At 38.2% G+C, this 14,549-nt stretch carries 13 protein-coding genes and 1 tRNA gene; 4 read left to right on the top strand and 10 right to left on the bottom strand.

Going from position 1 to position 14,549, the window contains the following annotated elements; genetic code table 11:
- Positions 1-9: 9 nt before the first annotated feature.
- Positions 10-480, bottom strand: coding sequence for a pilin (locus HXK94_000210; protein ID QTI96322.1), 471 nt, complete (start codon positions 478-480; stop codon positions 10-12).
- An 82-nt stretch (positions 481-562) separates the two neighbouring features.
- Between HXK94_000210 and HXK94_000215 the strand changes: the two genes are divergently transcribed.
- A tRNA-Ser gene (locus tag HXK94_000215) sits at positions 563-655 on the top strand.
- 50 nt (positions 656-705) lie between these two features.
- Here the strand turns inward: HXK94_000215 and pnp are convergent.
- The 6 genes from pnp to HXK94_000245 all read right to left on the bottom strand — a co-directional run bounded on the left by pnp (position 706) and on the right by HXK94_000245 (position 8,851).
- A complete protein-coding gene (gene pnp / locus HXK94_000220; GenBank protein ID QTI96323.1) occupies positions 706-2,901 on the bottom strand; it encodes a polyribonucleotide nucleotidyltransferase in 2,196 nt (731 codons plus the stop codon).
- A 190-nt stretch (positions 2,902-3,091) separates the two neighbouring features.
- Positions 3,092-3,490, bottom strand: a complete 399-nt coding sequence (locus HXK94_000225) for an ASCH domain-containing protein (protein ID QTI96324.1) — start codon at positions 3,488-3,490, stop codon at positions 3,092-3,094.
- 85 nt (positions 3,491-3,575) lie between these two features.
- The gene (locus HXK94_000230) at positions 3,576-4,709 is read right to left on the bottom strand and encodes a spherulation-specific family 4 protein (protein QTI96325.1); all 1,134 of its coding nucleotides are present in this window, start codon (positions 4,707-4,709) and stop codon (positions 3,576-3,578) included.
- A 115-nt stretch (positions 4,710-4,824) separates the two neighbouring features.
- Complete coding sequence (locus HXK94_000235) at positions 4,825-5,838, bottom strand: hypothetical protein (protein ID QTI96326.1); 1,014 nt, start codon at positions 5,836-5,838, stop codon at positions 4,825-4,827.
- Positions 5,839-5,974: 136 nt separating this feature from the next.
- A complete protein-coding gene (rpsO, locus tag HXK94_000240) occupies positions 5,975-6,241 on the bottom strand; it encodes a 30S ribosomal protein S15 (protein ID QTI96327.1) in 267 nt (88 codons plus the stop codon).
- A 51-nt stretch (positions 6,242-6,292) separates the two neighbouring features.
- On the bottom strand, positions 6,293-8,851 hold the full coding sequence (locus HXK94_000245) for a valine--tRNA ligase (protein QTI96328.1): 2,559 nt from the start codon (positions 8,849-8,851) through the stop codon (positions 6,293-6,295).
- A gap of 101 nt (positions 8,852-8,952) precedes the next feature.
- Between HXK94_000245 and HXK94_000250 the strand changes: the two genes are divergently transcribed.
- Together HXK94_000250 and tsaD are read left to right on the top strand one after the other, a co-directional pair.
- A complete protein-coding gene (locus tag HXK94_000250; GenBank protein ID QTI96329.1) occupies positions 8,953-10,032 on the top strand; it encodes an aminoacyltransferase in 1,080 nt (359 codons plus the stop codon).
- Positions 10,033-10,141: 109 nt separating this feature from the next.
- Positions 10,142-11,230 (top strand): tRNA (adenosine(37)-N6)-threonylcarbamoyltransferase complex transferase subunit TsaD, encoded by a 1,089-nt coding sequence (tsaD, locus tag HXK94_000255; protein QTI96330.1) that lies wholly within the window; start codon positions 10,142-10,144, stop codon positions 11,228-11,230.
- 71 nt (positions 11,231-11,301) lie between these two features.
- Here tsaD and HXK94_000260 read toward each other — a convergent pair whose 3' ends face one another.
- The 3 genes from HXK94_000260 to rpsT all read right to left on the bottom strand — a co-directional run bounded on the left by HXK94_000260 (position 11,302) and on the right by rpsT (position 12,365).
- Positions 11,302-11,619: a hypothetical protein gene (locus HXK94_000260; GenBank protein QTI96331.1), complete on the bottom strand. Its 318-nt coding sequence runs from the start codon at positions 11,617-11,619 to the stop codon at positions 11,302-11,304.
- 17 nt (positions 11,620-11,636) lie between these two features.
- Positions 11,637-11,969: a hypothetical protein gene (locus tag HXK94_000265; protein QTI96332.1), complete on the bottom strand. Its 333-nt coding sequence runs from the start codon at positions 11,967-11,969 to the stop codon at positions 11,637-11,639.
- A gap of 141 nt (positions 11,970-12,110) precedes the next feature.
- Entirely contained in the window at positions 12,111-12,365 is a 255-nt protein-coding gene (gene rpsT / locus HXK94_000270; protein QTI96333.1) for a 30S ribosomal protein S20, read from the bottom strand.
- Between the two features lie 161 nt (positions 12,366-12,526).
- Between rpsT and HXK94_000275 the strand changes: the two genes are divergently transcribed.
- On the top strand, positions 12,527-14,548 hold the full coding sequence (locus HXK94_000275) for a hypothetical protein (protein QTI96334.1): 2,022 nt from the start codon (positions 12,527-12,529) through the stop codon (positions 14,546-14,548).
- The last annotated feature ends 1 nt before the right edge of the window (position 14,549 follow it).

Below are 14,549 nucleotides of genomic sequence, written 5' to 3' on the forward strand. Positions count from 1 at the left end.
TCGATAAATTTAAACGTTTGTTGGTGGAACACCATTCACGCCATTTGGATTGCTTCCTCCACCGAAACCAGTTCCGGTACCTGTGAATAATCCAATAATGAAGTTAATAATTGCATACGCAAGAAGTGCGATAATTAAACCAACGATTGCGTAAAGGATGGTATTTTTTGCAGCATCAACTTTTTTCGAATCTCCGTTTGAGAGAATGTAGCGAAGACCGCCATAGATTAGCATAACAACGCTAAGAATTCCTACCGCGAAAAGCATCATGTTGATCATTTGGGTGAAAATTCCAGTATTTCCGTCACCGAAAAGGGTTGTTGGAACACCTACGCCACGACCCCTGTCTGCTCCGCCTTGAACTCCACTGTTAAAAATAGTGCTAGTCGCAAAAGAATTAAGCGTTAGAAAAGTTGCCGGAAAAGCCGAAGCTATAAAACCGCTAATTGAGATTTTCGAAACTTGTTTTAAATTCTTCATAATAGGCATATTATATCAAAAAAATGGTTTTTTGTCAATGCTCTTGTGTTTTTTATAAAAATTTGTTAAAATGGAAAGTACTGGAGGATTACCCAAGTGGCTGAAGGGGACGGTTTGCTAAATCGTTAGTCTGGGGAGACCTGGAGCGGGAGTTCGAATCTCCCATCCTCCGCCAAATAAAAAACTCATCGCAAGATGAGCTTTTTATTTTGTAGTGTTTTGGCTTTATTGCTTGACACCTTTCATTGTAAGATTCAACCTTCCCTTTTCGTCAATTTTATCTAGTTTTACCCAAATTTCTTGATCTTGGCTTAAAACATCCGTAACTTTTTCGGTTCGCTTTTCAGACATTTGTGAAATGTGAAGCATGCCATCAATTCCAGGAAGAATATTTACGAAAGCACCAAAGTCTTTAATTGAAACAACTTTTCCGCGATAGATTTTGCCAACTTCAGGCTCTTCAACCAATGATTTAATCCAGTTCAGTGCTTTTTCAATCTGTTCAGCATTCGAGCTTGCGATTGTAATCAAGCCGTCTTCCTTGATATCAACTTCAGCACCAGTTTCAGATGTAATCTTATTGATTGTTTCACCACCCTTACCAATGATTGCACCAATTTTTTCAGGGTTAATTTTAATCTTTTCAATCCGTGGTGCATATGGTGAAAGGTCTTTTTTAGGCTCAGAAATTACACTTAACATGTGGCGCAAAATATGCTCGCGACCTTTTCGTGAAGTTAAGATTGCTTTTTCAAGAACAGAAACTGGCAAACCATGAACTTTCATATCCATTTGGAGCGCTGTAATTCCGTTTTTCGAACCTGTACATTTGAAGTCCATATCGCCAGCAAAGTCTTCGGCGTCGGCGATATCGCTTAGAATGTAAGGTGTTTCACCATCCATCATTAATCCCATTGCGATTCCTGAAACGGGATTTTTCAAAGGTACGCCGGCGCTCATTAAAGCCATACAACTTGAACAAGTTGCTGCCATTGAAGTTGAACCATTTTGGCTCATAATTTCAGTCACGCTACGGATTGCATAAGGAAAATCTTCAACACTCGGTAAAACTGCTTCCAAAGCTCGTTGCGCCAAATAACCGTGGCCAATTTCACGCCGACCAGGGCTTCCTAGGCGTCGAGGTTCACCAACAGTATATCCGGGTGCATTGTAGTGGTGCATATATCGGCGTTCAATTTCGTTGAACTCCATTGTGTCAACCAATTGCGAATATGAAAGTGGTGCAAGAGTTACGATATTCATTGCTTGAGTCACGCCACGAGTGAAGAGGCTCGAACCGTGTGCTCGTGGCAAGAAGTCGATTTCACTCGAAAGTGGTCGAATTTCATCTAACTCACGACCATCTGGTCGCTCGCCGTCTTCAATAATCCCCTTTCGAACTGCTTTATGAACCGCCAAAGTGAATGCTTCATCATATTCTTTTCGAATTTCTTCATACGCTTCTTCACCGAATTTTTCAAGCATTTCTGCGTGGAACTTCTCGCGAATCTCGGCAATATTTTGATTATACTTTGGATAAGCCTCACGAATTTTCGAATCGAATTTTCCGTCTGTCCACTCTTCCACTTCTTTTAAAATTTCTTCATTAGGCAAAACTAATTCGAAAGCGCGCTCCTCAAAATAACCTGCTTCGATATATTTTGCGCGTAATTCATTTTGGAGTTTAATTGCTGGTTGGAAATTTTCGTAAGCCCAAGCTAGCCCTGCGATAATTTCTTCTTCAGGAACTTCGTTTGCTCCAGCTTCAACCATTGTGATGCCGCTTTCGATTCCGGCAACAACCAAATCGAGCGGAGATTTTTCGCGTTCTTCAGGATTTAAGAAAGCTTTAAATTCTCCGTTAATTTTACCAATCCGAAGACCAGCAACTGGGCCATCAAACGGAACTCCAGCAAGATGCAACGCGCTCGAAGCTGCAATCATCGCAATCATATCTGGTCGAAATTCTGGATCGGCTGAAAGAACAGTTGTGACAACTTGAACTTCTTCGCGATAACCTTTTGGAAACAAAGGCCGAATTGGGCGATCGATTAACCGACCAATCAAAACGGCGTCATCGCTTGGGCGACCTTCGCGCTTAATAAATCTTGAGCCAGAAATTCGTCCGCTCGCGTACCACTTCTCTTCGTAATCAATTGAAAGTGGGAAATAATCTAGCGCCACTGGTTTAGAGCCTAATTGAACGGTTCCCAAAACAACAGCTTCGCCGTATTTTACGATAACGCTTGAAGTTGAACGAAAGCCAACTTTGCCAACTTCTAGTGTTAATTTTCGACCCAAGAAATCAGTACTAACCGAAATTAATTTCTTCCCGGTTGGATTTATGATCATATCTTCTCCTTCTGCCAAATGAGTTGCAGGAATCTTCTTCGAAAAGCTTTCGAAAATAATTTCTACCACACATTTGGCGTTAATTTTACCCTTTTATTATAGCATTTTCGAGTAAATTTAGCAAAATATATTGATTGATTTTATTGGAAATTAACCCAAGTTTTAGACTCTGAATATTATAATGGAAGGTATAAAGAATTTGTCTATAATGGAAAAATTTTATAGCAACAAAGATCCCCGAATTGGGGGGTCTTTAATTTTATAATTCTACTCTAATTCCTAGAACACTAAACTTTTCTTGTTTTTCTGGTGTATAAAATTCACTAAGAACACCTAGAAGTTCTTCTTTTGCCATTGTTCTTTCGGCGAGAATTTCAATTCCGAAATCATTGAAAAGAGTTTTAAAGTCCTGATACTTTAATAATCCAATAACTTTTGCTGTAAATTTATCTTTTTTATTGCTAAACTCAATTGAATCGCCGATTTTTATTTGTTGTCGCTTCTCATCATTTAATCTTAATTCAATTCTTTTTGTTCCATTTTTAATAAAGTCAAAATATTTATCTTGTAAGTTCATTTTATGGATCATATCTTCTCCTTCTGCCAAATGAGTTGCAGGAATTCTCCTCGAAAATCTTTCGAAAATAATTTCTACCACACATTTGGCGTTAATTTTACTCTTTTATTATAGTATTTTTAGCTAAAAATCGCAAAATTAAATAGCCCTTGATTGGGCTATTTAATTAAATTTTGTGTCGAATAATCCAAGTTAAGATTATTGGTAATGCTGCAATTCCAGCGGCAATTAAAATTGAGAAATCTTTAGTGCTTTTACGTGAACCAGTGTTTGGTGCCTCAACCTTTGAATCTGTCTTTTTAGCTTCGGCATTATTTGGATTCTTAGGTGTTTTTGGATCTTTTGGATCAGCTGGTTTAGCTGGCTCTACTGGTTTGTTTTCACTTGGTTGCGTTGGTTTATTCTCTGGGTCTTTCTTGTTTTTAACTTTTAGGTTAAATACATCTTCGCATCCTTCTGGCAATTCCACAGGAGTACCAACTTCAGGTTGAGTTGCTGGTAGATTCATTGATTCGATAAGTTTATCGAAATTATCTGAAGGATCTCGGTAATAATTTGAAGTTTTTGATGTAAAGTAAATGAATCCTGCATTTCGTTCGCGGCTTAGCTCTAGAACTTTTTGTTGCTCTGCTTCTGAACGAATTCCATAAACGATGTGATAAATCTTTTTCGAATTTTTGCTATCTTTTTCGAAATTAGAAATATTTTTCCAGCGGTTAGAATCTTTGTCTAGATATTTTTCAACATCTGTTTCAGCAGTTGTAAAGATATCTGCGTATTTTCCGATTTCTTCATCTTGAAGGTAAATTCCAGGGTTTTGAATAACTAGAGTTCCAGGATATTTTACCTTAATATAGTTGTAAGTGTTTGCAACGTAACAACGTTGAGCGGGTGTACCAGAAGCCATCTCATCGATAAAGATCGCTTTTGTGTCCGGTGCGATTTTAAACCAAGTATCGATGTCTTTTGCGAGCTCTTTAATGTCACGATTTTGATAAGTTTGGGCAACATATCCAACCTTATTAAAACCACGGTTGCTTAATTCTGTCATCGCTTTTTGATAAGATGCATCTAGCGGATCAGCTGGTCCGTTATTGGGGTTGACAATCGTGTATGGAATTTTTGTGCTTCCGTGTTTATAGATTGCTTCCCATAGCGGTGCATTTTTGCTAGGGTATTTATACATCGGTATGATTATGGATTGAGTTGATGTTGCAGCAGAAGCTTTTAGCCCAAAGAGCACGCTCAAACCAACAATCCCTAAAATTGATGTTAGTATTGCTATTTTATTTTTGTTCATTTTCTCCTCCTTAAAAAGAATAACATTCCGATTATAAAATATTTATAAATAAAAATCAATAGTAATTATGCTTATTTTTTGAAAAAACAAAAAAGCTTCGAAAATAACGAAGCTTTTAAAGTGTTTGGCGATATTTATTTTCAACCAAGATTTTTATATCACATGCATATAACCCAGAATTCGAAAGCGGGTTTAATTCAACAATTCCCGGTTTACCGTTAATTATTGCTGCATCCAACACAAAATCTTTAGTTTTAAAAACCGGCGTAATTTCTTTAGCGGTTTTTCGAGCAAATTCAAGTAATTGATTTCGAATCTTAGGTTGAAATTTAACTTCGGTTTGATTGCGAATTTCTTGCAGTTGCGGATCAAACTTTTCAGTGTTTTGCAACCAAGTAAAATCTTCAATGTTACCAGCCGAAGTTAACACTTCCCCGTTCACACAAAAACAACGCATTTCATAACGAATATCTGCAAAATCTTGAATGAATAAATCATTTTCGTGCCAGGCATTCATTATTCTTACCAGCATTTCGTGAGTTGGCTTTTGAGATAAATCAATTTCGAAAATTCCCGCTTTTGGATTTATCATAATTTTAACCATTACTTTTTTATGGTTTTGGCCGAAAATTTCAAGCGTTTCTAGAAAATTTTCGCTATAACAATGAATGAAATCTCGATTAAAATATTTTTGAACTTGCGGCTTTAAATCGTATCGATTAACGTCATAGTTTGGATGTTTTTCGATTCCAAATCGGGGTAAGTTCAATTTCGAATAATCAAAATTTAAGATTTTTCCGGTTTTATCAAATACAACCGTATCTTGTTTTGAGCCAAGATCATAAAAAACAAAAATTGGATTTTGCGCAACCTCGAGGCCAAATTTTATTCGGCCAATCATTTCTAGCCAAAGCTCGGTGTCTTGCTTTAAGTGAGTGTGTAAATTATTTACATAATTCAAAATGCTGTGCAAATCTTTTGGATTACAATTTTGTGTTTCCTGCTTGGGAAATTCAAATTTTTGGGCAAGTTTTTTGAACTCTGTTTTCAATGAATCCGGAACGCGCTTTTCGAAATCTTCGTTCGAAATTTCAAACACATAATTACTGATAATTAAATCGTAGGCCATTTTAATACCTCCAAAAAATAAAAAGTTCAACAAAAAGTCTAGTTTTAATTATAATATATTTTTATCTTAAGTTAAACTGAAAATACACAACAAAAAATCGCCCAGAATTTGAGCAATTTTTGCAGTTTCGAAATTATTATTTTCGAAGACCTAATTTAGCAACAACAGCTTTGTAAGCTTCAAAATCTTTTCGTTCAAGATATTTTAGAAGTTTTTTACGGCGACCAACCATTTGCATCAAACCGCGACGAGCCATGAAGTCGTGCTTGTTTGATTGAAGGTGTTCCGTCACTTCTTTGATACGAGCCGTCAAGATTGACACTTGCGCCTGTGGCGAACCAACGTCATTCTTTGAAACCTGAGTCAAAGCGATTGCCTTCTCTTTATTCTCTTTAGTAATCATCTTGAATATTTTAACAAATTTTTCTAGATAAGTCAAGAAAGTTTTATAATTCTATAGAATTTCAAGCGCTTTTTTAACTTTTTCAAGCTCGGCTTTTTTGTTTGAGAATTCTTCACGAGTTTCTTCAACCAAATGTGCTGGTGCTTTCGAAACATAGTTTTCGTTCGAGAGTCGTTTTTCGAGCAAGTTAATCTCGTTCGAAATCTTTTCGATTCGTTCATTTAATTCAGTTTTATATTCGGCTAGAACGCTAGTTGGAACATCAAGATATGCGCCCAAACCGCTAGCGGCAAGACTGAATCCGTGTGGCGCGTCTGTTTGAACAATTTCTGGTACGCGTGAAAGGTGGCGAATTGTCTCGGCATTTTTTGCAATTAGTTCATCTTTTTCGAAAACCAAATTGTAGCGTTTTTTGCCTGGAAGTTCAGCGGTGATCAAGCGAATTTCACCAACCAAATCTTGAATTCGTTCAAATTGAAGTGCTTCGAATTCGTTAAACTCTAGTGATTCGGCAAGTTTTTCATTTGCGAGAATTCCCTCAGTCCAAGGTAAAGTTTGCCAGATAGTTTCGGTTACGAAAGGCGCAAATGGATGTGCAATTTTTAGACAAGTTTCAAGGACCCAAGCCAGAAGTTCAGGATTTTGTTGTGTTTTTGATGCTTCGATATACCAATCGGCAACTGTGCTCCAAATTGTGTGATAAACAGTTTCAGAAGCTTCGGCAAAACGGTAATTTTGCATGTGATTATCTAATTCTGAAATTGCACGGTCGAGTTCTCGTACGATCCAGTGATCTGCTGGCGAGAAAGCTTCGGGGCGTTTTTCACTCTTAATATCGCCAACTTTTTCTGAGATAAATCGTGAAATATTCCAAAGTTTATTGCAGAAGTTTCGCCCAGCGATAACTTTATTTTTCGAAAATGCTTGGTTTTGCCCTGCTGAACGTGCTGCGATAATTCCAAGGCGGAAAGCGTCGGAACCATATTCAGCAATTACATCCATCGGGTTGATCACATTTCCCTTTGATTTACTCATTTTTTGGCCATGCTCATCAAGAACCATTCCGTGCAAGTAAACTTCGCGGAAAGGAATTTGGCCGGTGCAATAAAGCCCCAACATGATCATTCGTGAAATCCAAGGGAAAATCAAGTCGTGGCCGGTTTCCATTACACTATTTGGGTAGAATTTCGAAAGCTCACCGCCCTCAAGAAAATCAGTTGTAATGAATGGCCATTGACCACTCGAGAACCAAGTATCAAGCGTATCCTCATCGCGTTTATAAATTTTGCCGTTAACTTCAATTTCAGCTTCGTGAACGCGTTCATCAAAAATCCAATCTGTTGGATCTTCAACATTTTGAAATGCTGGGATCGGAATTCCCCACGGTATTTGACGTGAAATGTTCCAGTCGCGAATATTTTTAAGGTATTCCATTAGAACATTCTTCTTATTTTCGGGCGTAAATTTAATTTTGTCCTCTTCAAGAACTTCAATAGCTTTTTTAGCTAGAGGTTTCGTAGAGATAAACCACTGCTCTTTTACAAGTGGCTGAATTGGCTCGCCAGATTTATAGTCGTAACCAACAACGTGCGTAATATCTTCTTCTTTAAAGAGAGCGTTAATCTTCTTGAGGTCTTCAAGAATCTTTTTTCGCGCTTCCATAACTTCTAAGCCAGCATACTCACCGGCGTTTTGAGTCATTTTTCCATCAAAGCCAATTACTTGAATTTTTGGTAAGTTGTGACGATTACCAACTTCGAAGTCATTTGGATCGTGGAATGGTGTAATTTTAACAACACCAGTTCCAAATTGTGGATCGGCGTATTCATCGGCGACGATTTCAACTTCACGATTAGTTAGAGGTACGCGCACTTTTTTGCCAATTAGATTTTGGTATCGTTCATCTTCTGGATTAACTGCAAGTGCAGTATCGCCAAGAATTGTCTCTGGGCGCGTTGTTGAAACTAGCATATATTCACTAATATCACCAAAATTATCAAGAACAGGATACGCGATTGTCCAAAGTTTGCCCTTCTCTTCTTTATAATCTACCTCAATGTCGGCGTAAGAAGTTTGGTATTTTGTTGAATAATTAACAATTCGCTCACCTCTATAGATTAGGCCATCGTTCCACATTTTTTCGAAAGTCTTATAAACGCGATTTACTACTTTTTCATCTAGTGTGAAAGTAAGGTTTTTCCAGTCAGCTCCAGCTCCGAGTGCGCGAAGTTGTAATTCCATATTTCCGCGTTGGCTAGCAACAAAATCCCAAACATTTTTATAAAGCTCATCACGAGAATAATCAAAACGGCTCTTCCCTTTTGCATTTAGAAGGCGTTCATAAACAACCCATGTTTCAAAACCGGCGTGGTCGGCACCAGGCAAATAAATTGCGTCATAACCCTTCATTTTGTGATAACGCACCAAAATATCCTCTACGGCGGCCATTAATCCGTGACCAATGTGAAGATTTCCGTTTGCATTTGGTGGTGGCATTACAATTGAATATTTTGGGCCAACTCCGCTACTTTCGAAAGCACCGGAAAGTTCCCAAAGATTATAAATTTCAGGTTCGTAATTGTTCGGTTCGTAAGTCTTTGTAATTTTCATAATTCCCTTTAATCGCATTTATTCAACATTTCACGCGAAATTTTTTAATGCGTGAAAATTTTACATTTACAATTATACCACATTCGGTGTATAATATAAATATGCTAAAGATTATCGAAATTACAGATAAAAAAGAATGGGACGATTTTGTTAACGAACATAACGGTCATCCTTTGCAGCTTTGGGGCTGGGGTGAACTTAAAGCCGAGTCATCAAACTGGAAAGTGGTGCGAGTTTTTTTGAAGAACGGTGAAGAAAAATACATTGATCGCAAGAAGAATGATCATTCAGATATTGTGGCAGCAGCGCAAATTTTAATTCGAAAACTACCTTTTCCGCTTAATAGTTTTGCATATATTCCGCGTGGCGCTTTGGCGCTTTCGAAAAAACCGATTGAACGAGCTCGCATTTCGCGTGAAATAGCACTTTGGGTTTCGAAAAACATTAAACCAAAACCAGTTTGTTTGAGTATGGAGCCAGATTGGAATGAAGATGAATTTGAGATTCGTGATGGCTGGCGAAAGAGTAAAAATACTATTTTAATTCCGCGAACGCTAATTATTGATTTAACGCAAACTGAAGATGAATTGCTCGCACAAATGAGCAAAAAAACGCGTCAATATATTCGAAAGAGTAGTGGGGAAGTAAAAATTCGCCAACTTCGTTCGAAAGAAGATATCGATCGCGCGCTAGAAATTTACGTTCAAACTGCAAAGCGTGCTGGTTTTGCAATTCACCCTAAAAAATATTACCACGACCTCTATAAAAAAATGGGTGAAAATTCGCCAATTTTTGGTGCATTTATAGATGTAAACTCGAGTGAAGAGCAGGGGCAAGCTTTCGAAAATAACCAAACTCAAGAAATGGTTGCATTTTTGTGGTTTGCGCAAAGCAACTATACTTCGTTTGAGCTTTATGGCGGCGTGACTGAAATGGGTCAAAAAGTGCGCGCTAACTACATTTTAAAGTGGACGGCAATGCTCGAAATGAAAAAACGTGGTGTGGAAAGATATGACTTCAACGGTCTTTTGAACGATGGGATTTCGAAATTCAAAGCTGGTTTTGCGCATCATGAAAATATGCTTGTTGGAACTTTGGATTTTCCGATTTCGAAAACATATTTCATCTGGAATTCATTCTTACCGACTGCGAAAAAAATCGTGCGAAAATTCAAAAAATAGGGAAGTGCAGAATAAAGAAAATCGCTCAAAATCTGGGCGGTTTTTCTTTTTCGAAAGTAAAAAAATCTAAAAAATTGACCAAAATATTAAAAGGTAGTAAAATAGAATTATGAAAATACTAGGAATTGAAAGCACTTGCGATGAAACTGCGGCGGCCGTGGTTGAATTTGATGCAGATCAAATTACGCGCGAAAGTTCGCCAAGATTAAATTTGCTCTCAAGTGTGGTTCATTCACAGATTGATATTCACGCGCAATTTGGTGGTGTGATTCCTGAGGTGGCGGCTCGTTCGCATATTGAATATGCGAATCCTGTAGTTCGAAAAGCGCTCGCGCGCGCTGGTGTTTCTTTTGAAGATCTCGATGGGATTGCCGTTTCTTATGCGCCAGGTTTAATTGGCTCGCTTTTGGTTGGCACATTAACCGCGCGAACTTATGCACGAATTTTCAATAAACCTTTTTATCCAATTCATCATGTTGAAGCGCACGTTTATGCGAATTTTTTGAACGAAAAACCGCCAAAGTTTCCATTTTTGGCGCTAGTTGTATCGGGCGGTCATTCGCAAATTGTTTTGTTTAAAGCTCACGGCGATTATCAAATTTTGGGCGAAACTCAAGATGATGCGGTTGGTGAAGCTTTCGATAAAGTTGCAAAAATTATCGGTTTGCCTTATCCGGGCGGTCCAGCAATTTCGAAAGCAGCGCAAAATGGAGATTCTTCAAAATATAAGTTGCCAAAAGCGCGCTTAAAAGGGAAGTATGACTTTAGTTTTTCGGGCTTAAAAACGGCTGTTTTGCGAGCGGTTCAAAAAGAAGTTGGTGTTGATTTTAACTTTCCTTCTTTCGAATTAGCGGCAAAACTCAGTGAACAGCAACGAAACGATTTTGCGGCAAGTTTTCAAAAAACGGCAGTTGAAACTTTGGTTGATAAGCTTGAGCTTGCGGTGAAAGATTTTGCGCCAACAACAGTTGTGATTGCTGGCGGTGTGGCGGCAAATTCAGCGTTAAGGGAAGAATTAGTTAAGCGAGTTTCAGATAAATTGCCGGATCCAGTGATTTTCACTCCACCGGAACTTTGCACCGACAATGCTGCAATGGTAGCAACATTGGGTGCTTTTCAAGCTGTGCTGAGCGAACCGCAAAATCCGCTCGAGCTTGAGGTTAAGCCTTCACTTTCGATGAGTGACTCAAATTGGTAAATAATTTTCAAAAAATGTTAGAAATAAAATAACCCGCAAATTTCTGCGGGTTTTGTTTCTTTGATGATTTTCTAAAGGAAGACGCGAATACCTTGGAAAATGTATTTGGTATCCGTATAGTTAGGGATAATTTTGTCTTTATTACGGTCGTAATAATTTTGTCTTTGAATCTGTTTCGCATCATAAACATTTTCAAATTTTATATCTTCACTCTCAAGAAAATGACAGATAATATTAGTTTTGCTGTCTCGCTCATTTGATAGTGAAATAAGTGTAGATGACTCACCCTTTCTTGCAGCAGCTAACAGCGTTTCTTTCACTTGTCCTACAATAGTATCACGGTCAAGAGCCTCGTTTTTGACAGCTTCTAGCTGGTCTTTAAATGACATAATTCACTCTCCCTTCACTATAAAAATACGCGGATACCTTTGAATTGATATTTAGTCACAGGGACTTGTTTATTAGGGTCGACGCCCTCATAACCACCCATGTGCGTATCGATATACGGAAATTCAGTTGTTTGGTATGAGTCGTAAGCCTTTTTGAAATCAATTCCTTCCTTAGTTAGGAACTGACATACGGCTTGCGTTTTGTAGCCATTTTCCTTATCAAGGTAGATAACTACAGTTGATTCACCATCCTTAGCGGCCTTGATGAGAATATCTTCGACTTGTTTAGCAATATTATCCTCAGTCAATGCGGATTGCTTCATTGTCGCCAATCGTTCCTTTAAAGACATATAAAAGTCCTCCAAATGTTCTATTTTTGCCAAAACGGCAAATCTTTTAGATTATAGCATTTTTAAGTAGAATTGTCAAGTTTTTGAAAAAGAAAAATAAAAAACCGCCCAATTTTGAGCGATTTTTGAAAATGTATCAAATTAAGCAAGTTTTACGCCAGCTTTTTTCGCAGCAGCGGCAAGAGAAGATTTTCGGCGGGCAGCTGTATTTTTCTTGATAAGACCTTTTTTAACAGCTTTGTCTAGTTCGCTTTGTGCTTTTGAAAGGCTTTTTGCGCTTGGTTCAGCAACAAAAGCTTTTACTGCACCTTTGATATCTTTTTTAATTCCAACGTTGCGTTCGCGTCGTTTTGCGGTTTGTCGCATTCGCTTTACAGCAGATTTAATAATTGGCATTTAGTGTCCTTCTTTTAGGTTGTTATTTACAATTCAACATCGATTATACAGTATTTCGAAAGAAAAAGCAAGTATTTCAAATAAACTATTGACATTTTATTATGATTATGCTAATATAGGGCTATAAATTATAAAAATAAACAATAGGATTCAATAAACAAATGTCAAAAAATAATGCTCAAGAGCAGATTATCGCAAAGTTGAAAGAATCAGAAAGCATTCTAATTGCGGTAAACGATAACCCAAGTGTTGATGAACTTTCATCAGCTTTGGCGTTGACGCTTGCGATAAACAATTCAGGCAAGCATGCAACAGCAGTTGCGAGTGGTGAAATGCCAGATGCGCTAACTTTCTTGCGCCCAGAAAAAACTTTCGAACATTCGGTCGATTCTTTACGTGATTTTATTATCGCCCTAAATAAAGAAAAAGCTGATCACTTACGCTACAAACTTGTTGGCGATCACGTTAAAATTTTCATTACGCCGTATCGTTCGGTGATTTCTGAAAAAGACCTCGAATTCGAACAAGGTGATTTTAATATTGATTTTGTTTTGGCGCTAAACGTTGAAAGCCAAGATCGACTTGATGGTGCTTTGGCGGCACATGGTCGAATTTTTCACGATGCTTCAGTGGGAATTTTAACTGTTGGCGAAAATCAAACAAATCTTAACGGAATTCACTGGCACGATGAAAGTGCAAGTTCTTTAAGTGAAATTACTGTTCAAATTATTGAATCTATTGGCAAAAAAAATCTTACTGAATCAGTTGCTACCGCGCTTCTAACTGGAATCGTTGCGGAAACTGATCGATTCTCAAACTCGAAAGTAACGGCTGAAATTATGGGTCTTGCTTCGAAACTTATCGCATCTGGCGCCGACCAGCAACTTGTTATTTCGAAAATTCGTGAAGCTGAAGAAAAAGCAGGCGAATTTGCCGTTCAGAAAAATGCTAAAATGGAAGAAGCACTTGAAGAGCTTTCTGGCGAAAAAGAAGATAAAAAGCAAGTTTCGAAAACCGAACAAAAACGTGACGGTGCTTTCGTAATTGCTCACGAAGAAGCAAAAGCTAAAAAAGAATCTCAAGAGCCAGAAAAAGATAGTGAAGAGGAACTTGAAGAGTCTCTTAACGACCTAAAAAATATTAACACTGGAGTTAATGCTTTCTCAGAACTTGAAGATGGAGATTCTGAAGATGAAGAAGTCGAGCAACCTCAAGAAGATTTCAAAGAAGTGGTTGAAGAGTCTAAAGAAGAGCCTGCTCAAAAAGAAGAATTTATTCCTCAGGCTCCAGTTCAGCCCGTAGTTGAGATTCCAACTCAACCAGTTGAAGCTACACCAGCACCAGTTGCTGAACCAAAAGAAGCTCCAGCGCAAGAACAAAATAACGATGCGCCAGTTCAACAAGAAATTCAACAACCAGCTCCACCTCAAAGTGTAGAAGGTTTAGTTGAGGCGCCGATTGAAAACTATGCGCCAGAAATTCCAGCTAGCGAGCCTTTCGAAAATCCGAATGCGTTTATTGCTGAATCTCCAGTTCAAGAGCAAGTTTTTGAACCAGCTCAACAAACTGAGATTTCTGTTCCAGCTTTTGAAGCTCCAACTCAACCAGTTGAAGCTACACCAGCACCAGTTGCTGAACCAAAAGAAGCTCCAGCGCAAGAACAAAAACAGGGCGATGAATATTATCACCCTAAGGATAACGCAGAAATTGTCAGCGGGTTAATGGGCGCTCAGCCATATTCACCTAGTGGAATTAAGCGAGAAGATAATGCTGCCGCAACCTCAAACCCTGAAGATAACGATTATATTTTAAATCGTAAACAAACTCAGAATGCGGTTTACGAAGAGCCAAAAGATAATAGCAATTTTATACCCGAAACTAACGCTTATGCACAGGCTGCACCAGTTCAACCTCTTTCAAATTTCGAATCAAGCAATCCGATTTCGAATGAACAATACGCGGCAAGTAATCCGGTGCAAAATTCAAATGATTTTGCAATGCCAATGCCACCAGCTATGCCAGATTTTAACACAATGCCAATGCCACCAGAAATTCCAAATTTTGACGTAGCTCCAAGTCCAGCAGAACAGCCGGCAATGGGTGCACAAAATAGTGGCGATAAAATAATGACGGATCAAATTTACCCTAACGATCCATCGCAGTTTAGAATTCCAGGAATGTAAA

It is taken from the genome of Candidatus Nanogingivalaceae bacterium, assembly GCA_015257795.3.
GTDB lineage: Bacteria > Patescibacteriota > Saccharimonadia > Saccharimonadales > Saccharimonadaceae > Nanogingivalis.

What these genes read in the sequence shown, in the direction of transcription:
- HXK94_000210 (QTI96322.1), bottom strand. Translation starts at nt 480, where the DNA reads ATGAAGAATTTAAAACAAGTTTCGAAAATCTCAATTAGCGGTTTTATA.
- HXK94_000230 (QTI96325.1), bottom strand. Translation starts at nt 4,709, where the DNA reads ATGAACAAAAATAAAATAGCAATACTAACATCAATTTTAGGGATTGTT.
- HXK94_000235 (QTI96326.1), bottom strand. Translation starts at nt 5,838, where the DNA reads ATGGCCTACGATTTAATTATCAGTAATTATGTGTTTGAAATTTCGAAC.
- rpsO (QTI96327.1), bottom strand. Translation starts at nt 6,241, where the DNA reads ATGATTACTAAAGAGAATAAAGAGAAGGCAATCGCTTTGACTCAGGTT.
- HXK94_000245 (QTI96328.1), bottom strand. Translation starts at nt 8,851, where the DNA reads ATGAAAATTACAAAGACTTACGAACCGAACAATTACGAACCTGAAATT.
- HXK94_000250 (QTI96329.1), top strand. Translation starts at nt 8,953, where the DNA reads ATGCTAAAGATTATCGAAATTACAGATAAAAAAGAATGGGACGATTTT.
- tsaD (QTI96330.1), top strand. Translation starts at nt 10,142, where the DNA reads ATGAAAATACTAGGAATTGAAAGCACTTGCGATGAAACTGCGGCGGCC.
- HXK94_000260 (QTI96331.1), bottom strand. Translation starts at nt 11,619, where the DNA reads ATGTCATTTAAAGACCAGCTAGAAGCTGTCAAAAACGAGGCTCTTGAC.
- HXK94_000265 (QTI96332.1), bottom strand. Translation starts at nt 11,969, where the DNA reads ATGTCTTTAAAGGAACGATTGGCGACAATGAAGCAATCCGCATTGACT.
- rpsT (QTI96333.1), bottom strand. Translation starts at nt 12,365, where the DNA reads ATGCCAATTATTAAATCTGCTGTAAAGCGAATGCGACAAACCGCAAAA.
- HXK94_000275 (QTI96334.1), top strand. Translation starts at nt 12,527, where the DNA reads ATGTCAAAAAATAATGCTCAAGAGCAGATTATCGCAAAGTTGAAAGAA.